Origin of the sequence: Arthrobacter sp. PGP41 (assembly GCF_002953935.1) — a bacterium.
Taxonomy (GTDB): domain Bacteria; phylum Actinomycetota; class Actinomycetes; order Actinomycetales; family Micrococcaceae; genus Arthrobacter.
On sequence record NZ_CP026514.1, the window covers coordinates 1,734,880 to 1,758,408 of the forward strand.

The 23,529-nt window shown below is 67.5% G+C and carries 22 protein-coding genes; 10 read left to right on the forward strand and 12 right to left on the reverse strand.

Going from position 1 to position 23,529, the window contains the following annotated elements; genetic code table 11:
• The first annotated feature begins 39 nt into the window (after positions 1-39).
• The 8 genes from dxs (at position 40) to C3B78_RS07840 (ending at position 8,531) form a co-directional block, all read left to right on the forward strand.
• A complete protein-coding gene (dxs, locus tag C3B78_RS07805) occupies positions 40-2,013 on the forward strand; it encodes a 1-deoxy-D-xylulose-5-phosphate synthase (RefSeq protein ID WP_104997567.1) in 1,974 nt (657 codons plus the stop codon).
• Positions 2,010-2,627 (forward strand): DUF402 domain-containing protein, encoded by a 618-nt coding sequence (locus C3B78_RS07810; protein WP_199775356.1) that lies wholly within the window; start codon positions 2,010-2,012, stop codon positions 2,625-2,627. Before dxs ends, C3B78_RS07810 begins: the two co-directional genes overlap by 4 nt.
• Positions 2,624-3,184: a hypothetical protein gene (locus C3B78_RS07815; protein WP_104997568.1), complete on the forward strand. Its 561-nt coding sequence runs from the start codon at positions 2,624-2,626 to the stop codon at positions 3,182-3,184. Before C3B78_RS07810 ends, C3B78_RS07815 begins: the two co-directional genes overlap by 4 nt.
• A gap of 9 nt (positions 3,185-3,193) precedes the next feature.
• Positions 3,194-4,171, forward strand: a complete 978-nt coding sequence (locus C3B78_RS07820; RefSeq protein ID WP_104997569.1) for an aldo/keto reductase — start codon at positions 3,194-3,196, stop codon at positions 4,169-4,171.
• Between the two features lie 8 nt (positions 4,172-4,179).
• Complete coding sequence (locus C3B78_RS07825) at positions 4,180-5,205, forward strand: nucleoside hydrolase (protein ID WP_104997570.1); 1,026 nt, start codon at positions 4,180-4,182, stop codon at positions 5,203-5,205.
• 160 nt (positions 5,206-5,365) lie between these two features.
• A complete protein-coding gene (locus C3B78_RS07830; RefSeq protein ID WP_104997571.1) occupies positions 5,366-6,184 on the forward strand; it encodes a glycosyl transferase family 9 in 819 nt (272 codons plus the stop codon).
• 8 nt (positions 6,185-6,192) lie between these two features.
• Entirely contained in the window at positions 6,193-6,936 is a 744-nt protein-coding gene (locus tag C3B78_RS07835; RefSeq protein WP_104997572.1) for an energy-coupling factor transporter transmembrane component T, read from the forward strand.
• Positions 6,937-6,938: 2 nt separating this feature from the next.
• On the forward strand, positions 6,939-8,531 hold the full coding sequence (locus tag C3B78_RS07840; RefSeq protein WP_104997573.1) for an ABC transporter ATP-binding protein: 1,593 nt from the start codon (positions 6,939-6,941) through the stop codon (positions 8,529-8,531).
• Positions 8,532-8,544: 13 nt separating this feature from the next.
• Here the strand turns inward: C3B78_RS07840 and C3B78_RS07845 are convergent, their stop codons facing one another.
• From C3B78_RS07845 to C3B78_RS07885, 9 genes are all read right to left on the reverse strand, one after another.
• Positions 8,545-10,704 carry a 3-hydroxyacyl-CoA dehydrogenase NAD-binding domain-containing protein gene (locus C3B78_RS07845; RefSeq protein ID WP_104997574.1) on the reverse strand — a complete coding sequence of 720 codons (2,160 nt, stop codon included), beginning with the start codon at positions 10,702-10,704 and terminating at the stop codon, positions 8,545-8,547.
• Positions 10,701-11,963: a thiolase family protein gene (locus C3B78_RS07850; RefSeq protein WP_104999696.1), complete on the reverse strand. Its 1,263-nt coding sequence runs from the start codon at positions 11,961-11,963 to the stop codon at positions 10,701-10,703. Before C3B78_RS07850 ends, C3B78_RS07845 begins: the two co-directional genes overlap by 4 nt.
• Before the next feature lie 291 nt (positions 11,964-12,254).
• Positions 12,255-13,589, reverse strand: coding sequence for an HRDC domain-containing protein (locus C3B78_RS07855; RefSeq protein WP_104997575.1), 1,335 nt, complete (start codon positions 13,587-13,589; stop codon positions 12,255-12,257).
• Positions 13,590-13,710: 121 nt separating this feature from the next.
• Complete coding sequence (locus tag C3B78_RS07860) at positions 13,711-14,361, reverse strand: DUF3000 domain-containing protein (protein WP_104997576.1); 651 nt, start codon at positions 14,359-14,361, stop codon at positions 13,711-13,713.
• Between the two features lie 67 nt (positions 14,362-14,428).
• On the reverse strand, positions 14,429-15,514 hold the full coding sequence (locus tag C3B78_RS07865; protein WP_104999697.1) for a threonine aldolase family protein: 1,086 nt from the start codon (positions 15,512-15,514) through the stop codon (positions 14,429-14,431).
• An 8-nt stretch (positions 15,515-15,522) separates the two neighbouring features.
• Positions 15,523-16,299: an SDR family oxidoreductase gene (locus C3B78_RS07870; protein ID WP_104997577.1), complete on the reverse strand. Its 777-nt coding sequence runs from the start codon at positions 16,297-16,299 to the stop codon at positions 15,523-15,525.
• Positions 16,296-17,663, reverse strand: a complete 1,368-nt coding sequence (locus C3B78_RS07875; protein WP_104997578.1) for a DUF6421 family protein — start codon at positions 17,661-17,663, stop codon at positions 16,296-16,298. The genes C3B78_RS07870 and C3B78_RS07875 overlap by 4 nt, the downstream gene beginning before the upstream one ends.
• A gap of 142 nt (positions 17,664-17,805) precedes the next feature.
• Positions 17,806-18,324, reverse strand: a complete 519-nt coding sequence (gene msrB / locus C3B78_RS07880) for a peptide-methionine (R)-S-oxide reductase MsrB (protein ID WP_199775357.1) — start codon at positions 18,322-18,324, stop codon at positions 17,806-17,808.
• 14 nt (positions 18,325-18,338) lie between these two features.
• Positions 18,339-18,830 carry a hypothetical protein gene (locus tag C3B78_RS07885; protein WP_104997579.1) on the reverse strand — a complete coding sequence of 164 codons (492 nt, stop codon included), beginning with the start codon at positions 18,828-18,830 and terminating at the stop codon, positions 18,339-18,341.
• Positions 18,831-18,954: 124 nt separating this feature from the next.
• Between C3B78_RS07885 and C3B78_RS07890 the strand changes: the two genes are divergently transcribed.
• Positions 18,955-20,235 (forward strand): alpha/beta hydrolase family protein, encoded by a 1,281-nt coding sequence (locus C3B78_RS07890; RefSeq protein ID WP_104997580.1) that lies wholly within the window; start codon positions 18,955-18,957, stop codon positions 20,233-20,235.
• Here C3B78_RS07890 and ybaK read toward each other — a convergent pair.
• The 3 genes from ybaK to C3B78_RS07905 are packed head-to-tail and all read right to left on the reverse strand — an operon-like array spanning position 20,212 to position 22,162.
• On the reverse strand, positions 20,212-20,718 hold the full coding sequence (gene ybaK / locus C3B78_RS07895) for a Cys-tRNA(Pro) deacylase (protein WP_104997581.1): 507 nt from the start codon (positions 20,716-20,718) through the stop codon (positions 20,212-20,214). The genes C3B78_RS07890 and ybaK overlap by 24 nt on opposite strands.
• 23 nt (positions 20,719-20,741) lie before the next feature.
• Positions 20,742-21,200, reverse strand: coding sequence for a SufE family protein (locus C3B78_RS07900; protein WP_199775358.1), 459 nt, complete (start codon positions 21,198-21,200; stop codon positions 20,742-20,744).
• Positions 21,201-21,238: 38 nt separating this feature from the next.
• Positions 21,239-22,162, reverse strand: a complete 924-nt coding sequence (locus tag C3B78_RS07905; RefSeq protein WP_104997583.1) for a sulfurtransferase — start codon at positions 22,160-22,162, stop codon at positions 21,239-21,241.
• A 216-nt stretch (positions 22,163-22,378) separates the two neighbouring features.
• Here C3B78_RS07905 and zapE point away from each other — a divergent pair, with 216 nt between their 5' ends.
• Positions 22,379-23,416, forward strand: a complete 1,038-nt coding sequence (gene zapE, locus C3B78_RS07910; protein ID WP_104997584.1) for a cell division protein ZapE — start codon at positions 22,379-22,381, stop codon at positions 23,414-23,416.
• Positions 23,417-23,529 lie beyond the last annotated feature (113 nt).

Below are 23,529 nucleotides of genomic sequence, written 5' to 3' on the forward strand. Positions count from 1 at the left end.
AGAGTTAAACGGCACGTCTACCACCCGAAGGAGGGGTCATTGGGAATCTTGGACACCATCCGGAATCCGCAGGACCTGAACGAGTTGTCCGAAGAACAGCTGAAAGAGTTGGCTTCGGAGGTCAGGGAGTTCCTGATCACGAACGTCTCCCAGACCGGCGGCCACCTCGGACCAAACCTCGGCGTGGTGGAGCTGACACTTGCCGTGCACCGCATCTTCGATTCGCCCCGTGACAGCATCGTTTTTGACACCGGCCACCAGTCGTACGTCCACAAGCTCCTGACCGGGCGCCAGGACTTCAGCACCCTTCGCCAGGAAGGCGGCCTCTCCGGCTACCCGTCCCGCGCGGAGTCCGAACATGACATTGTGGAGAGTTCGCACGCCTCCTCTTCACTGTCGTGGGCCGACGGCATCTCCCGCGCCCGGCAGCTGACCGGCGAAGGCGACCGGCACGTCGTCGCCGTCGTAGGCGACGGTGCCCTCACCGGCGGCATGGCCTGGGAAGCCATCAACAACATCGCCGCGGACAAGAAGCGCCGCGTTGTCATTGTGGTCAATGACAACGGCAGGTCCTACGCTCCCACCGTGGGCGGCTTCGCCGACTACCTGGCCTCGCTGCGCCCCACCATCGACTCCTTCCGCGCCACCCCCGCCTACGAACGGGCGCTGGACTGGTGGAAGAAGAAGCTGCAGAGCGGCGGGCCCGTTGGCCAGTTCACCTACAAGAGCCTGCACGCCATGAAGAAGGGCATCAAGGACTGGTGGGCGCCGCAGGGGATGTTCGAGGACCTCGGCATGAAGTACATCGGCCCGGTGGACGGCCACAACCTCCAGGCGATGGAGCACGCCCTCGCCACGGCCAAGCACTACGCGGGCCCGGTGATCGTCCACGCCATGACCGAAAAGGGCCACGGCTACGCTCCTGCACGTGCCCATGAGGCTGACCAGTTCCACGCCGTCGGCATTATCGACCCCGAAACGGGCGAGCCCACCGGAACCGCCGGGGCCCAGTCCTGGACGTCCGTGTTTGCCGATGAGATCGCCGCCATCGCGGATGAGCGGAAGGACGTCGTGGGCATTACCGGCGCCATGCTCATCCCCGTGGGCCTGCACAAGTTCGCTGCCCGGCACCCGGACCGCGTGATCGACGTCGGAATCGCCGAACAGCACGCCCTCACCTCCGCTGCGGGAATGGCGTTCGGCGGCCTGCATCCGGTGGTCGCCGTCTACGCCACCTTCCTCAACCGGGCCTTCGACCAGCTCCTGATGGACGTGGCGCTGCACAAGGCAGGCGTCACCATCGTCCTGGACCGTGCCGGGGTCACCGGGCCGGACGGTGCCAGCCACCACGGCATGTGGGACATGTCCATGGTCCAGATCGTTCCCGGCCTCCATCTGGCGGCGCCGCGCGACGCCACCAGGCTGCGCGAGGAACTCCGCGAAGCTGTAGCCGTCAGCGACGCACCCACGGTGGTCCGCTTCTCCAAAGGCTCCGTTGGAGCCGAAGTGGAAGCGCTGGAACGGCTCCGTGACGGCGTGGACGTGCTGGCCCGCAGGCCCAGCGGCTCAACCGAGAACGATGTCCTGATCATCAGTGTGGGCGCCATGTCCGAACTCGCGCTGGATGTGGCCAACCGGCTTGGCGCGCAAGGCATCAGCTCCACGGTGGTGGACCCGCGCTGGGTCCTGCCCGTTCCGCGCTCCATCATTGCCCTGGCGTCCCACCACCGCCTGGTCATTTGCATCGAGGACGGCGTCCGTGCCGGCGGCGTCGGTTCACGGATCCGCCAGGAAATGCGCGCAGCAGGCGTGGACACCGCCCTGAACGAGGTGGGCCTGCCGGTCGAATTCCTGGACCACGGCACCCGCGGACAGATCCTCGAACGCGTGGGCCTGACCGCCCAGCAGATCACGCACGACGTCGTAGCGCAGGTTCTCGGGACCAAGGTCCCGTTTGCGCGTCCCCTGCCCGGACAACAGCACCCCACCACCGGCAGCCTTCCGATTCTGTGAGGGAAGAAGACGCACTGAAGTACCCGGGTGCAGCGGGGGAGTCCGGGCGGCCCGTGCACACCACTACCACGCGGGTTCCCGCCGGGCTGCAGCCTGGCCAGCTGGTAGTGGCCAGGAACAGGAAATGGAACGGCAAGGCGCACTGGGTAGTGCCGGGGCGCTACCTGGGCGAAGACGAACATGGGTGGTGGATCTTCCAGGGAACCAATGAGTTCTGCTCCAGGCCCGGTGCGGCGTTCTACACCAAATCCGACGCCGTGCTGCTGGTTCCGCGCTCCGGCGACTGGGTTGCCACGTTCTACGATGACGCCCACCCGAACGGGGTCCGGGTGTACGTGGACCTGGCCGTGGGCCACGAGTGGACCGTCATCCGGCCCGCCGTCACCGAGTTCCATGTGATCGACATGGACCTGGATGTCATCCGCACCGAAGACCGCGGCGTGTTCATCGACGACCAGGACGAGTTCGCCGAGCACAGTATCTCCATGCATTACCCGGACCGGCTGGTGGCGGACATCCAAAAGGCCGCAGACCAGCTTTACCATGCCGTCAAGGCGCAACACGCTCCGTTCGACGGCACTGACGTCGCATGGTTCACAAAGGGACGAAAATGAGCGGAATTGTCAGGGTCTACAAGCGCGACGACGAGGGCACCCTCCACTTCCGGGAGGCCTGGTACGACGGGGACTACAGCCAGTTCGTCATGAACTACGGCGTGGTGGGGCACCAGAGCAAAACGGAAGAAACCGACGTGCCGGATGCGGAGGCAGCCGAGGGGCTCCTGGACGCCTTCGCGGCCCAGTGCGCCGAGGACGGATACGCCGAAATCCCCGACGAGGAGCAGTTCTGGGTGGTTGCCCAGTTCGCACTCAAAACCAGGGAAGGCACGGACCGGGACCGCTACCTCGAAGAGAAGGCAACGGACGCCCTCATCAGCCACCTCGCCTGGCGTGGACTGGGAACCGTGGAGCGTTCCGGGTTCACGGATTACAAGCTGAACATCTTCTGCCTTTGCCCCGACGTGAACAAGGCCGTCAACGCCATCAAGGTCTGCACCCGCGGCGAGGACCTGGACTTCACCAAGCTGAGCATCGGGGCCGCCCCGTACAACGAGCCCGAGCACTTCAAGCTCAAGCACTCAGCCAAACCCGCCACCGGCTTCAGCCTTTAGGAGCATCCCGTGACCGCGTACCGCCGCGTCGGCAAATCCGGCCTGACCGTCTCCACCGTGGGCCTGGGCTGCAACAACCTTGGCCGCGCCAACACCGTCACCGAATCCCAGGAAGCCACGGACGCCGTCGTCCACGCCGCACTCGACGCCGGAATCACCCTGTTCGACGTCGCAGACACCTACGGCCGGGAACCCGGCCTCAGCGAGACGATGCTGGGCAGGGCCCTCGGCAGCCGGCGGCCCGACGTCGTCCTTGCCACCAAGTTCGGCATGGACATGAAAGGCGCGAGCGGGCCGGACTTCGGCGCCCGAGGCTCGCGCCGCTACATCATCCAAGCGGTGGAGGCGTCGCTGCGGCGGCTGGGCACCGACTGGATCGACCTCTACCAGTTCCACACCCCGGATCCGCTGACCCCGATTGACGAAACCCTGTCCGCACTCGACACACTCGTCACCAGCGGCAAGGTCCGCTACCTCGGGCACTCCAACCGCGCCGGCTGGCAGATCGCCCAGGCCGAGTACGTCGCCCGCGAACTCGGCGGCGCCCGCTTCATTTCAACCCAGAACCACTACAACCTCCTGGACCGCCGGGCGGAACTCGAGGTGACCCCGGCCGCCGAGGAGTTCGGACTGGGCGTCCTGCCGTACTTCCCCCTCGCCAACGGACTGCTGACCGGCAAGTACTCGCCCGGCCACGCCCCGGAGGGCTCCAGGCTCAGCCACACCCGCACGCACCTCGTCCACGACGCCGACTGGGACCAGCTGGACAGGTTCAGCAGCTTCGCCAGGGACCGCGACCTGAACGAAATCCAGGTTGCGTTCTCCTGGCTGGCGGCCCAGCCCTCGGTGGCCAGCGTCATCGCCGGAGCCACCCGGCCTGAGCAGGTGCGCCAGAACGCCGGAGCAGCGGACTGGGTTCCTTCTGACAAGGACCTTGCCGAGCTCGACGATATTTTCCCCGCAGCGCCCAAGGTGGCGCTCTTCTAGGAAACGACATGACCGCCTTCCTGCTGGATGTGGACACCGGCATCGACGACGCCCTGGCACTCGCGTACCTTGCCGCCCTCCCGGACACGGAGTTCGTCTCCGTCACCGCAACCCCCGGAAACGTGGACGCGGACCAGGTGGCCCGCAACACGCTGGCACTGCTGGAACTCTGCGGACGCCCCGGGGTGGAAGTGGCGGTCGGCGCGCGCGGACCGCTGGCCATACCGCTGCTGACCACGCCGGAAACGCACGGCCCGCAGGGCATCGGGTACGCGGTCCTGCCGGAACCTGCCGGCGCTGTGTCGGCGCGCCACGCCGTCGACCTGTGGGTTGACCACGCACGCAACCGGCCGGGGGAGCTCACGGCCCTGATCACAGCGCCCCTGACCAACTTCGCGCTGGCCCTGCGGCAGGAACCCCGGCTGCCCGAGCTGCTGGCAAAGGTGGTGATCATGGGCGGCAGCTTCTACCACCAGGGCAACACCACGCCCACGGCGGAGTGGAACACGCACGTGGATCCGCACGCGGCCAAGGAAGTCTATGCCGCCTTCCGCGGGCAGCCGCTGGAGAAACTGCCGGTCGTCTGCTCGCTGGACACCACTGAGCGGATCGAGCTGCACCCGGCGCACGTCCAGCAGCTGGCCGAGGCGGCCGGCGCGACAGTTCCCGAGCTGGTGCTGCCCGGCCAGCCCGAAGGACAGCGCAGCACCTCGGACAACGTGCTCATCAGGCACCTGTCCGATGCCCTGCGGTTCTACTTCGAATTCCACCGCCACTATGACCAGGGATACCTGGCCCATGTCCACGACTTCTTCGCCGCCGGTGTGGCCGCGGGCACCCTGGAGTTCCAGGCACTGCCCGCCACCGTCGACGTCGAGACCGGGTCTCCGCTCCTGATGGGCACCACCGTGGCGGACTTCCGGGGACTGTGGGGCATTCCGCCCAATGCCAGGGTGGTGACGGCGAACCAGCCTGAAGCCGCCTTCCGGGAACTGGTGTCCGCCGTCGGGAGCATGGCCCGGCGCCTGGGCTGAGCGCCGCAAAACCTCGCTGGGCCGCGCAAAACGGCCGCGGTAGAATGGTTCGCGTCCGGCCCGGCCACACGCCGCCGGCTGCTGCCGAGGTGACATAGGCGGCGCTCCGCCCGGCCCGGGAACTCCGGGTCCTCCGCGCCCGCACCCTGAAGGAACCTCCATGTCATCGCATTCCCTGACGTTGCCGTCCCCGGCGCCCGCCGCCGCCCGCAAGCGCCGGCTGCTGGAAATCCTCGGCGCCCTGGCCATCGCCGGCACCTACGTCTACCTGGTGCTGAACCAGCCTGCAGACATCACCGGGGGACCGGGCAGCGCGTCCGCCTTGATCGCCCTTTCCGGCTTCCTCGTCGGCGCCGTGCTGCTGATTGTCGCCGTCCTGCCTACGCTGCCGGCCTCCACTGTGGTGCTGATCCCCGTGGCACTGGTGCTGAACATTGTGCTTGGCCAGTTCGTCGGCAGCACCCTGGTCCCGTTCTACCTTGACACCATCGGCACGGTCCTCATCGCGGTGCTGGCCGGCCCGGCGGCGGGTGCGGCGACCGGTGCGCTGAGCAGCATTGTCTGGTCCTTCTTCAACCCCACCGTGCTGCCGTTCGCCGCCGGGGCCGCACTGATCGGCTGCCTTGCCGGCCTCGCCGCCCGCCATGGAATGTTCCGCCGCTTCTACCTCGCCCCCGTAGCAGGGTTTGCCACCGGCATCATCGGCGGCGTGGTGTCCGCGCCGGTGGCGGCTTTCGTCTTTGGCGGTACTTCCGGAGTGGCCACCGGTGCCATCGTCAGTGCCTTCCGCGCCATGGGCGACACCCTCCTGGCCGCCATCACCAAACAGGCGCTCATCTCCGACCCCATGGACAAAGCGATAGTGTTCACCGTGGTGGCCCTCCTGGCCTACGCGCTTCCGCGCCGCGCGCGGCTGCAGTTCCCGTTCATCCGCCGGCACCGCGTGCTGGCCGGCAAGATGCCTGAACAGAGTTCCTGACCAGTCTGATGCGCCTCCACCCGCTGACCTCGCTGGCAGCCGCCGGCAGCACGGCGGCCATTACGACGGCGGCAGCCAGTTTGCCGCTGTCCCTCGCCGTCGTGGCCGCGGCCGCCGTCGTGTCGGCCCGCGCGGGCACGGCGCGCAGGACGCTTCCGGCCGCCGCTGCTGTCCTGGTCCCGCTGGGGCTGTCACTGCTGGTCATGCATGGGCTGTTCTTCCCTGAGGGGCGGACCGTCCTGGCGCAGTGGGGGCCGGCCCGCGTCACCACGGAGGGGCTTTCCTTTGCCGTGGAGCGGGCGGCACAGCTGGGGGCGGCAGTCCTTGCGCTCCTGGTCTTCTCCTTCAGTGTCAGCGTTCCGGACCTGGTGGCGGCGTTGTCCGCCCGCGGCGTCCAGGGCCGGTTCGCTTTCGTGCTGGCGTCCACCCTCACCCTGCTGCCGGCCATCACCTCCAGGGCGGAGGGGATCCGGCAGGCCCAGGAATCCCGCGGCCTGGTGATCCGGCGCGGGCTGCTGCACCGCGTGGCCGCCTTCCGCCGCCAGGCGGTCCCGCTGGTCCTGTCCCTGGTCGAGGACGCCGGTACCCGTGCAGCGGCGCTGGAGTCCCGTGGCTTCAGCAACCCGGGACCCCGGACCACCTACCGCGACGTGCCGGATTCCCAACTCCAGCATGTGCTCCGGGTTGGCCTGCTGGTGGCCGCCTCAGCGGCGGTTGCCCTCCGGCTTTGGCTTTCCGCGGTGGGAACCTAAATATGGCCGGAGGCCGGGACACCCTGGAAACCGCCGGACCCATACTGTCGGCCGGCATCAGCACCTTCACGTTCCATGACGACGCCGCCCCCGTCCTGCAAGGGATGGAGCTCGCCTTCGTCCCCGGAACGTTCACCGCTGTGCTCGGACCGTCGGGAAGCGGGAAATCCACTCTGGGCCGGGTGCTGGCCGGCTGGCTTCCGCCCGGTGGCGGGGGAACCCTCCACGGCTTCCTGGAGCTCGCGGGTACCCGCCTGCAGTTCGGCAGCGGCAGGGATCCGCGCATCAATCCCGCGGAATGGGGCCGCCAGGTGGGGTTTGTTCCCCAGGATCCAGCCGCCGTCCTGTCCACGGTGCGGGCCACAGTGGCCGAAGAACTCGCGTTCGGCCTCGAGAACAGGGCAGTGGAGCGCGCCGCCATGAAGGCCACGGTGGAACGTACCGCCGCGCTCCTGGGACTCACGGACCTCCTAAACCATCACCCGGCCCGGCTTTCCGGCGGCGAGCTGCGCCGGCTTGCCATTGGGTGCGCCATCGTCACGGAACCGCGGGTGCTGATCATGGACGAGCCCTTCGCTTCGCTGGACAGCGCCGGAACCGCCGGACTGGCACAGCTGGTGCGGGACCTCGTCAAGGGCGGCACCGCCGTCGTGGTCCTCAGCCAGGTGGTCGACGCGCCGCTGCTTGACGCCGGGACGTGGCATGTCGTGGTGGACGGCAGGGTGACGGCCAGCGGCACCCCTGCCGACCTGCATCCGGGCTCCGGGCTGCTGCCCTCGGGCATCCGGCGCCCTGGCAGCCTGGTGGAAGGAACACTTGCGGCACGGCCCCGCGGATCAGCGCGCCCGGCCGTGCCGGCCAGTGTGCCGCCTGGCACGGCACCAACCGTCCCGGCCTTGGAGCTCCGCGGGGTCTCCTTCGATTACGCAGGCGGCGGCAGGAGGACCCCTGGCCGTACGCGGCGGGGAGGTGGTCCCGACGACGCCAAACAACCCCAGGTGCTGCGGGACGTCAACCTGGCGGTCAAGCCCGGAGAGATCGTGGCAGTCACCGGCCCCAACGGCGCAGGGAAATCAACGTTGCTGCGCCAATTCAACGGTCTGCTGCGGCCCGCTTCCGGGCAAGTCCTCGTCCGTGGCTCAGACATCGCCGGGATCCCGGCGGGCATGGTGGCCCGATCAGTGGGCCTGCTGTTCCAGCAACCCCGGGACCAGCTGTTCGAGCGGACCGTACTCCGTGAGGTGCGCTTCGGCCTGGACAGCCTCTTCCAGCCCGGTGAGGCGGCGGGCCGGGCCCTCGAGGCGCTGGCCGCCGTCGGCCTGGCAGGGGCTGCCGGTGAGCACCCCGCCGAACTGCCCGCGTCCAGCCAGCGCCTCCTTGCCCTGGCCACGGTCCTTGCCCGCAAACCCGCGGTCCTGGCCCTGGACGAACCCACCGTGGCGCTCGACGGCGACGGCCTGGCCCTGCTGGACGCTGCGGTGCGTGCCGCGGCAGGGGAGGGCTCCGCCGTCGTGCTGGTCACGCACGATCTCGCCTATGCCCGGTCAATGGCACACCGCGGTGTGGAGCTCGACGGCGGCCGGCTGGCCCGCTGATCAGGCTGGCTGGTCAGGCCGGGCGGGACGCCACTCCCGGCGGCAGGAAGCGCCTGCCGTTGACGCGCTCGGAGGCACCCACCCGGTCAAGGTACGGGGTGATGCCGCCGAGGAACAAGGGCCAACCGGCGCCGAGGATCATGCAGAGGTCAATGTCCTCCGGGCCCGCAACCACGCCTTCTGCGAGCATCAGGCCGATTTCCTCGGCAAGGGCGTCCTGGGTGCGCTGGAGCACCTGCCCGGCGGTGGAAGGGGAGGTGCCGAAGGACATCAGCGACAGGGTGGACTCGGGGATCGCCTTCGAGCCGTCCGGGCCGGTGGTCCAGAGCCCCTTCACGCCGTTGTCGATGAGCTTTTGCAGGTTGGCGGACACTGTGAAGCGTTCGCCGAAGGCGGCGTGGAGCGATTCCTGCACGTGCTGGGCGACAGGAAGCCCCACCATGGCGCCCAGGGTGAAGGGCGTCATCGGCAGGCCCATGGGCCGCAGGGCGTTGTCGGCCACTTCAGCCGCGGTGCCCTCGTCAAAGGCCGCCGTCACTTCGCCCATCAGCCGCAGCAGGATCCGGTTGACCACGAACGCGGCGGCGTCCTTGACCAGCACGGCTGTCTTCTTCAGGCCCTTGGCCAGCTCAAACGCGGTGGCGAGGACGGCGTCGTCGGTCCGCGGGGCCCGGACGATTTCCAGCAGCGGCATGACCGCCACCGGATTGAAGAAATGGAAGCCCACAACGCGCTCCGGGTGCTTCAAATCCTCCGCCATGGCCGTGACCGACAAGGAAGAAGTGTTGGTGGCCAGGATGCAGTCCGGCGTCACGACCTCTTCCAGTTCCGCGAAGACCTGTTTCTTGACGTTGAGTTCTTCAAAGACCGCTTCGATCACAAAATCGGCGTCCGCGAAAACCTCCTTGGACACCGAGCCCGTGACCAGCGCCTTCGTCCGGTTGGCGGCGTCCTGGCTGATGCGTGCCTTGGCCAGCAGCTTGTCTACCTCAGCGTGGACATAACCCACGCCCTTGTCCACCCTGGCCTGGTCGATGTCCGTCATCACCACGGGGACCTTGAGCTGGCGGGCGAACAGCAGTGCCAGCTGGCTGGCCATCAGGCCGGCGCCAACAACTCCCACCTTGGTGACCGGGCGGGCCAGTTTGCTGTCCGGGGCTCCGGCCGGCCGCTTGGAGCGCTTCTGGACCAGGTCGAGGAAGGCGTACACGGTGGCACGGAATTCATCACTCTGCATGAGTCCGGCCAGGGTTTCGCATTCAAGGGCAGCGGATTCGGCCTGGGTCATGGTGCGGTTCGCTTCGAGGATGTCCAGGACCTTTCCCGGGGCGGGTGCTGCATTGGAGGTCTTGGCCTCCACGAAGGCCCGCCCGGCCGCGACCGCACCGGCCCACCTGGCGGCGGTTTCGGGTTCGGAAGGATCGACGGCGTTGGCGCGTTCCGGGGTTACGGTGCCGGAGATAACTCCCGCCGCCCAGGCCAGGGACTGCTCGAGGAAATCGGCCGGTTCGAAGATGGCGTCGGCCAAGCCGAGGCTGAATGCCTCGGGGCCGGTCAGCGTCCGGTTGTTGCTGAGCGGGTTTTCGATCATCACCTTCACGGCGTTTTCCGGCCCGATGAGGCGGGGCAGGATGTAGACACCGCCCCAGCCCGGGACCAGGCCGAGGAAGGCTTCCGGCAGCGCCAGTGCCCCGGCTCCCGTGGACACGGTGCGGTAGGTGGACTGCAGCGCGATTTCGAGGCCGCCGCCCAGGGCTGCGCCGTTGATGAAGGCGAAGCTGGGAACGCCCAGGTTGGCCAGGGTTGCGTAAACGTCGTGGCCCAGCTGCGCCATCCACAGCCCGTGCTCGCGTTCTTCGAGGTTCTTGACGGCGGAAAGATCGGCGCCGGCCACGAGGTAGTAGGGCTTGCCCGTTACTCCGACGCCGACGATCTCGCCGCGGCCGGCGCGCTCGCGAAGGCCCTCCAGCACCGTGCCGAGCTCCACCAGGGTGTTGGGTCCCAGCGTGGTGGGCTTGGAGTGGTCCAGGCCGTTGTCCAAGGTGATGAGCGCAAAAGTGCCCGGGCTGGGTTTTCCCGCCGGAGCGGGCAGTTCGATGTCCTGGACGTAGGAGTGCGTGACGGTCTCGTTCGGGAACAGGTCTGCAAGCTTGGTGAAATCTGCGGCGCTCATGCGGCTCCTTCGGAAGCGGTTTCGGTGGCGGCGGAATCCCCGGGCCGGGCTCCGCTGTAGTCTGTGTATTCCGAGTGATGCGGGTTTTCCCAGATCACGGTGGCTCCCATGCCGAGGCCGACGCACATGGTGGTGATGCCGTACCGGACGGAGTGGTCCTCCTCGAACTGCCGGGCGAGCTGGGTCATCAGCCGAACACCGGACGAGGCCAGGGGGTGGCCCACGGCGATGGCGCCGCCGTAGCGGTTGACCCGGGGGTCGTCCTCGGGAATGCCGAAATGGTCCAGGAAGCTGAGCACCTGCACGGCAAAAGCTTCGTTGATTTCAAAGAGGCCGATGTCCGCAATGGTGAGCCCCGCATTCTTCAGCGCCTTCTCGGTGGCCGGCACGGGCCCGATGCCCATGACTTCTGGTTCAACACCGGCATACGCGTAGCTGACCAGACGCATTTTGACCGCCAGCCCCAGCTCGGCGGCAGCCTCGGCGGACGCCAGGACCGCTGCGGTGGCGCCGTCGTTCAGGCCTGCGGCATTCCCGGCGGTGACGCGGCCGTGGGCCCGGAACGGGGTGCGGAGGCCGGCGAGGTCGGCCAAGGTGGTGCCTGGCCGCGGCGGTTCGTCCGCCGTGTTCAGTGTCCAGCCCTGGCCGGGCTTCAGCGCGGCAACGGGAACCAGGTCCGGCTGGATGCGGCCGTTGCGGCGGGCATTCTCGAACTTAGCCTGCGAAGCGACGGCGTAGGCATCCGTTCGTTCCTTGGTGATGGCCGGAAAACGGTCGTGCAGGTTCTCGGCAGTGTTCCCCATGTTGAGCGCGGCCGGGTCCACCAGCCGCTCTGAAATGAACCGCGGATTCGGGTCGGCGCCTGACCCCATCGGGTGGTTGCCCATGTGTTCCACGCCTCCGGCCACCACAACGTCGTATGCGCCGAAGCTGATCCCTCCGGCCACAGCGGTCACCGCGGTCATGGCTCCGGCGCACATGCGGTCAACGGCAAAGCCGGGAACCGTCCTGGGCAGTCCGGCAAGCAGGGCAGCCGTCCGGCCAAGGGTTAGGCCTTGGTCTCCGGTCTGGGTGGTGGCCGCAATAGCCACTTCATCGATCCGCGCGGGCGGCAGCGACGGGTTCCGCCGAAGCAGTTCGCGGATGCACTTCACTATCAGGTCGTCAGCCCGGGTGCCGGCGTAGATGCCCTTGTCCCCGGCCCTGCCGAACGGTGTGCGGAGGCCGTCCACAAAGACGACGTCCCGGACAGTGCGCATGGATGCGCCGCTTCCCTGGTGGCTCACGTATAACTCCTCATCGAGACGTAGGCGCCGGTGGCATGCCTTTGCTGGCAGTGGCCTGGCGGCAATACGTCCGATGTTACTCGTCAGTAACTTAGCCCGCAAGGCCCCCGCCTAAAGGGACGCTCTCTCACTTAATGCGCATTTTTGGCCAATGCTCTCTCACTCTCTTCAAGAAAGTGAGCGAGCGTTGGCGGCTTTCACGCATCAAGTGAGAGAGCGTTTGGGATTCGTTGTGGGAGCCGGAGGCGGTGCAGCCGGATGCGCCTATTTCCCCGCTGCGGTGGCGTCCGCTTTGGGTTCCTTGGCGGGCAGCGGCTGCGGGTGCAGGAACGCTTCAACGATCAGGGGCGTCGCCAGTTCCACCTGCCACTCACGTGCGCCCAGGGCGCGCAGTTCGGCGGCGACTGCTGTTTCGGTGATTTCCGCCGGCGGCCGCCAGGCTACCCGCCGCAGGTAATCCGGAGTAAGCAGGTTCTCCAGCGGGAGGCTCAGCGACTCCGCCTTCGCCTGCAGCAGCGGCCGTGCGGTGGCCAGGCGGGCAGCGGCCTCCGGGTCCCGGTCCGCCCACACACGGGGCGGAGGCGGCGCGTTGGTGGGGAGGTGGAGCGGCGGGAGTTCTTCGAGATCCCGTGCAGCTGCGATGCAGCGCAGCCAGCGGGGCGCTTCACGTTGCGCCGCCCGGCCGTGGAAGCCCTTGGTGCCCAGCAGCTGCGGCACGGTGGCCGGCATGGCTTTGGCCGCCGCCACCAGGGCGGAGTCAGGAATCAGCCGTCCCGGTGCCACGTCCCGTTTCTGTGCCAGGGAGTCGCGCTCCAGCCACAGCTCACGTACGGCGGCCAGCTGCCGGCGGTCCCTGATCTGGTGCAGGCCGGAGGTCTTCCGCCACGGGTCCACGCGGGCTGCAGGCAATCCGGCGGCCAGGATCGCAGCGAACTCCTGCTCGGCGTATTCCAGCTTTCCGTCCGCCTGCAGGAGCTCGATGAGTTCCTCCCGCAGTTCCGTGAGGACTTCAACGTCCAGTGCGGCATACCGCAGCCAGGGTTCGGGGAGAGGCCGGGTGGACCAGTCCGCTGCCGAGTGCTCCTTGGCGAGCCCGAAGCCGAGCAGCTGCTCGATGACGGCGGCCAGGCCCACGCGGGGCAGCCCGGCCAGCCGTGCAGCGAGTTCGGTGTCGAAAAGCTTGTCCGGCCACATGCCCAGCTCCGCGAGGCAGGGCAGGTCCTGGCTGGCGGCGTGCAGGATCCATTCGACACCGCGGAGGGCGTCGTTGATGACGTCCAGGTTCTCGAAGGGTTCGGGGTCGATCAGCCAGGTCCCGGCGCCTTCGCGCCGGATCTGGACCAGGAACGCGCGCTGCCCGTAACGGAAGCCGGAAGCCCGCTCGGCGTCCACACCCGCCGGTCCGGTGCCGGCGGCGATGGCCGCAGCGCAGCGCTCCAGGCCGGACTGCGTCTGGATGACCAGCGGAACGCCCTCCCGGGGGGCGGCGAGCTCAACGATTTCGGGGATGGGGCTGTCAAAGCCTTCCACCGTGATGTGGGGTGCGGTATCAGCAGCCGGGACGCCGGCCGTGGTGTTTTCCGGAATGTTAGGGGTCATGATGCCTCCAGTTTACCGGCCGGCCGGTACACGCCTGCCTTCTGGCCCGGCACCATGCCCCGCCATCCCGTCCGCGGCGGTGCGCCATCGGTCCGCCTTCGGTCCGTCACCAACAATGGTCTTAGTTCCGGCGGCGCAGCGTCAGCGGCGTCACGCCGTCCGGCAGCGGCGGCAGGCCGGCGAAGGTGCACACCATGTCGGACCAGGCCTCAAGGTGGGCCTGGACGTCGGACGTGGCGGGTGTCCAGGAGGCCCGCAGTTCGATGTCGATGGATCCGGGCCTTTCGGACAGGGTCCCGAAACTCTCCGAGAGGACCCTGGTGGCAGTGCCGCCGGCGGCCCGGTACGCCGCCTTGTGGTTCTCCAGTGCCTCCACCAGCCAGGTCCAGGCGACTGTTCCGAGCATTTCGTCGTTGCCCATCTCGGGTTCCAGCTCCGCACGGATATAGGTGACAATGCGGAATTCCCCGTCCCAGACCTCGGAGCCTTGGGGGTCGTGGAGGAGGATGAACCGCCCCGTTGCAAGTTCCATCCCGTCCTCGCCTTCCGTTCCGGACGCGGCAGCGAGTGCCATCGCGGCGGGGCCGTGAAGCGGGGTGCCCGGGGCGCCGGAGCCGGGGGCGAAAACTTCGGCGCCCAGGGCCACGGCAAAGGGCGCCAGCCGGGCCGGCGCCGGGATTTCCGCCAGGCGCAGTTCCCGGCGGCACTGGGCTTTCCTGAGGGTTCCCAAAGCGTGGAGAAACTCCGGGGGAACCTGGTCAAGTGCGTTCACCTTCGCAGGTTACGCAACCGGGCGGGGCAGGTCGGGTAGGCTCGCCGCCGGCTGACGGCGCGGACCGTCAGTTCCCGCCATTGTGCAGTTCCCGGCGGAGTGCGGCAACGAAGGCATCCACATCCTCTTCGGTGGTATCGAAGGAACACATCCAGCGCACCTCGCGCGTGGCTTCATTCCAATCGTAAAAGCGGAACGACGCGCGCAGCCTGTCGGCCACGCCTTCGGGGAGGACGGCAAAAACGCCGTTGGATTCGGTCTCCTGGGTGGGCCGGACGCCGTCGATGGTGTCGACGGCGGCGCGGAGCCGGGCGGCCATGGCGTTGGCGTGCGCGGCGGACCGCAACCACAAGTCACCTTCCAGGAGCGCGATGAACTGCGCTGACAGGAAGCGCATCTTGGAGGCCAGCTGCATGTCCATCTTGCGCAGGTAGACGAGCCCGTGGGCCGCTTCCGGGTTCAGTGCCACCACCACTTCGCCGAACAGCAGGCCGTTCTTGGTGCCGCCAAAGGACAGGATGTCCACCCCGGCGTCGCGCGTGAAGGCCCGCAGCGGAATCCGGAGGTGGGCAGCGGCGTTGGCCAGCCGGGCGCCGTCCATGTGCAGCTTCATTCCCTTGGCATGGGCATGGTCAGCAATGGCCCGGACTTCCTCCGGCGTGTAGCAGGTGCCGAGTTCCGTGGTCTGGGTGATGGACACCGCCAGCGGCTGGGCGCGGTGCTCGTCCCCCCAGCCCCAGGCCTCCCGGTCAATCAGTTCGGGCGTGAGCTTGCCGTCCGGCGTGGGGACATGCAGCAGCTTGATGCCGCCCATGCGTTCCGGCGCGCCGTTCTCATCCATGTTGATGTGGGCGGTGGAGGCGCAGACCACGGCGCCCCAGCGGGGGAGCAGTGACTGCAGTGAAAGGACGTTGGCGCCGGTGCCGTTGAAGACGGGAAAGCACTCGATGCCTGGGCCGAAGTGGTCCTCCATCAGCTGCTGCAGCCTGGCCGTGTAGTCGTCCTCGCCGTAGGAGACCTGGTGGCCGTCGTTGGCGGCCGCCAGGGCAGCCAGCACCTCGGGATGGACGCCCGAGTAGTTGTCCGAGGCGAAACCCCGCACGTTCGGATCATGGAGGCGGATGCCGGCGGCGGTTTCGGCGGTTGTCGTCATGGCTTTGCTCACGCTTTCAGTCTAGGTAAAGTCCGGGCCGGGGACACTGACGCCGCCAGCTGCAGCCGCCGGCCGTTCAGTTCGGCGGCAGGGGCATCAAAGAGTCCGACGACGGCGCGCGCCAGGTCTTCGACGTCCGTTGCGCCCGCGAAGGACCGCTCGGGGTGGCGGCGGCGCAGTTCCTCATCCACAAGTGCTTTGACCACCAGGACGACGGCGGCTGCCGCGCTGCCGCCGTTCCTGCCGGCGGCGCGGCTGAAACCATCAGCGATGGCTAGGGTCCAAGCCTCGGCCGCTGCCTTCGCGGCGGCGTAACTGGCTGTTGCCGCGGTGGGCATGGCGGCGGTGGTGGAGGACACCATGGCGAACCGGCCACAACCGGAGGCGGCGACGTCGTCGTAAAAGACGCGAGAGACGTTGCGGAGCGTGGTGACGGCTCCGCGCACAAGGAAGTCCCAGTCCTCGTCGGTCTGGTCCGCAATGCATTGCGCCCCGCGCCAGCCGCCCACCAGGTGGATCACAGCATCCATTGGCCCGGCAGCAGCGGTGACATCGGCCCGCAGCTGCCGTACCTCATCCATGCGTGCAAGGTCGCACACGAAGGGGGCAACGCCGTCGCCCGCCTGTGCTGCCGCTTTCCTGATCCGCTCCAGGTCCGAGCCCACGGTGAAGACGCGGTGCCCGGCCTCCCTGAGTGCCCGGGCCACAGCGACGCCGGACGCGCCGCTGCCGCCCGTAACCAGGACGTTCAGCGGCGGTTTTGCCGGCTCTGTAGCAGCTGTCACAGCGCGGATGCTCCAGTGATGCCGGCAGTGGACTCAATGACCGGGCGCATCTTCTTTTCCAGTGCTTCGTAGAACATGGACAGCGGGAATTCGTCGTCGAGCACCTGGTCAGTGAGGCCTCGCGGCGGGCCCGCCAGCGGCAGCGCCTCCGGCCCCCTGGCCCAAACGGACGCCGGATGGGGAGTCACAGTGGCGGAGACCAGCTCGTATGCAGCCAGCCAGTGGGCGGTTTTGGGGCGGTCGATGGAGCGCCAGTACAGGTCGTCGATGCGGGCGCCGAGGGCGATGACAGCATTGGCTACTTCATCCCAGTCGATGGTCAGCCGGGTGTCCGTCCAGTGCAGGACGCGCTGCTGGTGCAGCCACGCGAACAGGAGCTGGCCGCCCAGGCCGTCGTAATTCCGGACGCGGCTGCCGGTGATCGCGAACCGGAAGATGCGGTCAAAGATGATGGCGTACTGCACCAGCTTGGCGTGGCGCCGGGCTTCCGGATCGGCGTCCTCGTCTTTTTCTATCCGCACGGACTCGCGGAACGCAGTCAGGTCGCAGCGCAGTTCTTCAAGGGAGTACAGGAAGAAGGGCATCCGCTGCTTGATCATGAACGGATCGAATGGCAGGTCGCCGCGCATGTGCGTCCGGTCGTGGATCAGGTCCCACATGACAAACGTGGCCTCTGTCAGGTCCTGGTCGGCGAGCATCTCCGCTGCCCCTTCGGGCAGTTCCAGGCAGGTGGTCTCGGCGGCGGCCTTGAGGACGCGGCGGAACCTGGCTGCCTCCCTGTCCGCGAAAATCGCACCCCAGGTGAAGGTGGGGGTCCTGCTGACCGCCACGGTCTCAGGAAACAGCACTGCCGAGTTCGTGTCGTAGCCGGCGGTAAAGTCCACGAACCGGATGGGTACGAACAGCTTGTTCGAGTAGTCCCCGGCCTCAAGCCCGGCGATGAAATCGGGCCAGATCACCTCCACCAGGACTGCCTCCACAAGGCGGTTGCTGCTGCCGTTCTGGGTGTACATGGGGAAGACGACCAGGTGCTGCAGACCGTCCTGGCGCTGTTTTTGTGGTTGGAAGGCCAAGAGGGAGGAAAGGAAGTCGGGGGTGGCGAATCCGGCCTGGGCCCACCGCGAGAAGTCAGCGCAGGCAGCTTCCAGGTACGCAGCATCATGCGGGAAGGCGGGGGCGAGGGCACGGAGCGCATCGATGATCTCATCCACCAGGGCAGCTGCCCCTGCGTGGTGTGCGGGATCCGGAATGGAGCCGTCCCGGGCCTGGAACGCCTGGATGGCGGTTGCGGCTGCCTTGAGCCGGAGCCAGTCCTTGTTTTCGGCTGAAATCCCGGTGACGGCGGTGGTCAGGGTTTCGGTCATCGTCGGCTGCCTTTCTGGTTGCTTGCTTCTATGGCGAGCGTAGCAAGCAACCAGCAGGGCTAATTGAAAAAGTGGTCAACCCTAAGTATTCCTTTGGCTCGGAGCCCTTTCCAGTGCCCGGAGCAGGACCTTCCCTGCGGGATCAGGACTCCCGTTCCGGGCCGTTGACCTGCGGATCCTCGGTGGAGACCAGCCGGATGGAGATGGAGTTGATGCAGTAGCGCTGGTCGGTGGGGGTCCCGTAGCCCTCACCTTCAAACACGTGCCCCAGGTGGGAGTCGCATGTGGCGCAGCGGACCTCCACCCGGTCCATTCCCAGCGTGCGGTCATGGATGTAGCGGACGTTTCCTTCGGCAAGCGGGGCCCAGAAGGACGGCCAGCCGCAGTGGGAATCGAACTTTTCGTTGCTGGTGAATAGGTCCGCTCCGCAGGCCCGGCACTGGTACACGCCGGCAGTGTGGGTGTCCCAGTACTCGCCCGTGTACGGACGCTCGGTTCCCGCCTCGCGGAGCACATGGTATTCCTCCGGCGTGAGCTCCTCGCGCCACTGTGCGTCGGTCTTTTCCACCCCGTTGCCCGCGACGCCGGCCCCGGCCGGCGGTTCCGTGGCCGGGGGTTCCGTAGCCTTGTTGCCGAAGATGCTGTTTCCGAAGATGCTCATAGCCTTGTCAACGCTTACGAGTCGCCGATAAATCCCGAGCCTGCATAAAGGTGGAGTACCGGCACGCCCAATTGGTCCTGTGCTTTGTTGGCCCAGTCCGTATGGAAGGTGTCAGCGACGGCGTGCGGCCGGGTAATCACAACGGCCTGCCCGGCGCCGGTTTCACGGACCTTGGCGACCAGCCCGTTGACGGCCCCGCCGTCCACTATTTCGCCAGTGACGCCGGTGCCCAGCCCCTCCAGGGCGGCCAGGGATACGGCGAGGGTCTCCGCTGCCTGCGCCCGCTCCTGCGTGGGATCGGGGGCGTGGGCAGTTAGTTCCCTGAAGGCCTTGGCTATGTCCAGCATTGAAAGGTTTTCAAGGAAGTCCACCAGCAGGTGCCGCTCGGTGTTTGCTGGCACGAGCACCACCAGGCGCGTTTCTGCCCCATCCACCAGGCGTTCGATGTTCAGGCGGTCGTCCGCCCCCAGGGGTTCTTCAGTCAGGATGACGATCGGTTCACTCATGGCCCTAGCCTAGTCCCGGAAGCGGGCCATGCGCAGGGGGCGCCGCGCCCGGCGGGCGGCGGGGCGGACCTGGCGGTCCGCGGCGAAATGCGGGCTTCGGTGCCCGGGCGGTAAGAATAGTTCCATGGCAACTTTCCAGCGAACCCGCCCCGCCCCCGTACACCGCCCCGAGACCGGTGGAATGTCGTTGCGGGCAAAATGGGCAATCGGCGGAGCGATCGGCGGAGGCGGCCTGGCCGGACTCCTGGGCGCGGGTTCGTCCGCGCTGGCGGTGTACTTCGCACGCCGGGTCATCACTCCCGCCCGGCAGCGGACGTCGGACCAGGAGATACTCGCCGTCATCAGGGACGGCCAGGGGCAGCGGGCCATCTTTGCCGCCACTGACGACACCACGGTCGACGGCGTCTACGGGTTCTTCTTCGACGGCGGCAAAGGGCACGCGCGGATCGGCCGCATCGTCTCCTACTCGCCCGCCGACAGGACCGTGCTGCGAGAGGTTGAAGCGGTATATGCCGGCGACCTCTCTGCGGCGCGCCGCGGCTGGTGGAGCGGGGCCGTCTATCCTGACCCTGCCGCCGCCGGAATTCCCTATGAGGATGTCAGCATCGATGTGGAGCGCGGGCAGGCGCCCGCCTGGCTGGTCCGCGCCGGCGGCACGGCCCGCACGTGGGCGGTGATGGTGCATGGACGCGGCGCCACCCGGCAGGAGGCGCTGCGCGCCGTCGGGCCCGCGCTGGAGCTTGGGCTCACCAGCCTCCTGGTTTCCTACCGGAATGACGGCCTGGCGCCGTCCGCCGACGACGGCCGTTACGGCCTGGGCTCCACGGAGTGGCGTGACATTGAAGCTGCCATCGAGTACGCGCTGGCCAACGGGGCCGAAGAAATCGTGCTGTTCGGCTGGTCCATGGGAGGCGCCATCTGCCTGCAGACATCGGACCTGTCCCGATACCGGCACCTGATCCGGGCCATGGTGCTCGACGCGCCGGTTACTGACTGGGTCAATGTGCTGGCCCACCATGCACAGCTGAACAGGATCCCCTCCCTGGTGGGGCGGTATGGCCAGCTGATGCTGGGGCATCCACTGGGCAGGCGGCTCACCGGACTGTCCGCGCCCGTGGACCTGAAGGTGATGGACTGGGTGTCCCGGGCCGTCGAGCTGCGGACTCCCACCCTGATCCTGCACAGCGTCGATGACGAATATGTACCCTACGAGCCTTCGGCCCTGCTTGCGGAGCGGAACCCGGAGATGGTGACCTTCGAGCCCTTCCACCAGGCCCGGCACACCAAGGAGTGGAATGTCGATCCCGACCGGTGGGAAGGCCGGGTCAAGTCGTGGCTTCGGCAGCAGCTGGCTCCCAGGCTCAACCCTGGCGCCCTGGGCTCACTGGCTTCCGGGAGCGGGTGAGCTGATGGAGGCCGTGACGGCGTCCGTGAGCCGGACCAGGTCGGCCGGTGCCAGTTCGATGTCCAGTCCGCGCCTGCCACCGGAGACCAGCAGGGTGTCGAGCGCCAGGGCGCTGGTGTCCAGCACGGTGGGGGAGGGCAGCCGCTGGCCCAGCGGTGAAATGCCGCCGAGCACATAGCCGGTGCGCCGCTGGGCCGCGGCGTGATCTGCCATTGCCGCCTTCTTTGTTCCCAGCACCGCAGCGAACGCCTTCAGGTCAAGGGTTCCGCTGACCGGCACGATTCCCACGGCCAGCCGCCCCTCCACCTCCACCATGAGGGTCTTGAAGACCCTCGACGGATGGATGCCGAGGACTTGGGCCGCTTCCGCCCCGTAGCTTGCGGTTGCGGGATCGTGGGTATACGGGTGGAGCACAAAGGGAACCCCGGCCGCGGCCAGAGCCGCTGTTGCCGGGGTTCCCTGTGCTGCGCTCTTGCGTGCCATGGGTGCTTCCCGCCGCGTTGGTATCAGGAACGTCCGGCGGTAGCCGCAGCCACCCTGCGCTTGATCCTCCCCAGCATGGCGGTCATGCCCCGCATGCGCAGGGGCGTGATGGCCCTGGTGAGCCCCAGGAGTTCGGGCATGTCGTCCGGAACAGAGAGGATCTCTTCGGCGGACAGCCCGTCCAGGCCTTCATGGAGCACGCCGGCGAAGCCCCGTGTTGTGGGAGCCTCCGCAGGGGCCTTGAAGAACAGCCGCACGGCGGCGCCGGGGCCGCCCTCCCTGTCCGTCTCGATGGTCAGGAAGAGCGGCGACTGGCATTCCACCACCTGTTCCAGCAGTTCGGGGTGGTCCTTGAGCCTGTCCGGCAGTTCCGGGAGGCCCTGGGAGAATTCCAGCAGCAGCTGGAGCCGCTCGGGTTCAGTCAGGGCCTGGAAGTCATCCACGATTGCCGCCAGGGCGGAAGGCAAAGCTTGAGTAGTCATCGGTTCAAGTCTACGCAATTGCGCCGCGGCGGGCAGCGTCAGGCGCCGACTGCGGCAGGGACCGAACCGCGTTCCGCGCCCTTGGCGATCGGTACGCGCACGGCGTTGCCCCACTCGGTCCAGGAGCCGTCGTAGTTGCGGACGGAATCGAAGCCCAGGAGGTACTTGAGGGCGAACCAGGTGTGGCTGGAACGTTCGCCGATACGGCAGTAGGCCACGACGTCGTCGCCCGCCTTCAGGCCCGCTTCGCCAAGGTAGAGGGCTTCAAGTTCCTCCCGGCTGCGGTAGGTACCGTCCGCGGCGGCGGCGCGTGCCCACGGGATCGACGCGGCAGTGGGAATGTGGCCGCCGCGCAGGGCGCCTTCTTCCGGGTAGGCCGGCATGTGGGTGCGCTGGCCGGTGTATTCCTCGGGGGAGCGGACATCGATCAGGGGCTTGCCGAAGTGCGCAAGGACGTCTTCCTTGAAGGCGCGGATGGGAGCGTCGTTGCGCTCAACAACCGGGTAGTCGGCCCTGGCTGGAGCAGGCTTCTCCGTGGTGAGTTCGCGTCCTTCGGCAATCCACTTGTCCCGGCCGCCGTCGAGCAGCCGCACGTCCTGGTGGCCGAAAAGGGTGAAGACCCACAGGGCGTAGGCGGCCCACCAGTTGGACTTGTCCCCGTAGATGACCACGGTGCTGTCACGGGAAATCCCCTTCGACGCCGCCAGTTCCGCGAAGGCGGCCCCGTCCACGTAGTCGCGGGTTACTTCGTCGTTGAGGTCGGTGTGCCAGTCGATCTTTACGGCGCCGGGGATGTGGCCGGTTTCGTACAGGAGCACGTCTTCGTCGGATTCCACCACCACCAGCTCTCCGTTGGCGGCAGCGCCACTTTCCAGGGCGGCCGCAAGCCACTCCGTGGAAACCAGCCGCTCCGGGTGGGCGTAGGCGGCGAACTTCTCATTCTGTTCAACGGGATAGGGCATGATTCTGGCCTTTCATTGAGGACACGGGTGACCTGCTGGACCTGAAGAGGACCTGGTTCCACCCTAGCCAGCGGCCCGGGCCATGTCCGTATTCCGTTAACAGGGCGAAATGTTGGCTTCATCACGCCGTCCGGCGCGGGGACGTGCGGCATTAAAAGGCCCGGTCGCAATGCCGGTATCCTTTCTGGGGACCACCCACCAGCAGAACGGACCACCTTGGTACAGATCGAACAGCTTGCCGCCCGCACTCCGGCAGTTTCGGTGGATGAACTCCTCAAGGGTTTTTATCCGTCGCCGCGATTCGGCCAGGTTTCCTTTGCCAGTTACCGCCCCGATCCCAAGCAGCCCAGCCAGTCCGCCGCCGTCCGGGCACTGGAGGGCTTTGCCGACGGCGTCGGTTCCAATGGGGGCGGAGGGCTGTTCAAGAAACTGTTTGCGAAGAAGGACGGTTCCCGCGCGGGCATCTACCTGGACGGCGGGTTCGGCGTCGGCAAGACCCACCTGCTGGCCTCGTTGTGGCACGCTGCGCCCGGCCCGAAAGCCTTCGGCACGTTCGTGGAGTACACGAACCTGGTGGGCGCCCTGTCCTTTCGCAAGACAGTAGAGGCGCTCAGCAGCTACAAGCTTGTCTGCATCGATGAATTCGAGCTCGACGATCCGGGCGACACCGTCCTGATGTCCCGGCTGATGCGCGAGTTGGCCGACGCCGGGGTGAAACTGGCCGCCACCTCCAACACCTTGCCCGGCTCCCTGGGTGACGGCAGGTTCGCGGCAGTCGACTTCCAGCGCGAAATCCAGGTGCTTGCGGACCAGTTCGACGTCATCCGGATTGACGGGGAAGACTTCCGCCACCGGGGCCTGCCCGCGGCGCCGGCCCCGCTGAAGAACAGCGAACTGTCCTCCCACATGAAAGCGGAGTTCGACGGAAAGACGGTTGCCCAGGACGAGTTCAGCACCCTGATTGGGCATCTGGCCGGGGTGCACCCCAGCCGCTACCGCCAGCTGATTGACGGTATTGACGGGGTGGTGTGGCGCAACGTGCACACCATCACCGAGCAGGCCGTGGCGCTCCGGTTCGTGGTGCTTGCCGACAGGCTCTACGACAAGGACGTTCCGATCCTGGCCAGCGGAGTGCCGTTTGACCAGCTCTTCACCGAGGACATGATGACCGGCGGCTACATGAAGAAGTACTTCCGCGCTGTCTCCCGCCTCACCGCGCTGGCCCGCGAAGGGCAGAACCACGAGCCGTCCTAGGCATCGGGCCGCCGCCGGCACCCGCCGTCGTCCTTAAACGCCAAAGGTGCAGGTGCCGCCTCCCGGCGGGACCTGCACCCCCTTGACGTGCTAGGGCAATGCCCTGGCCAAAT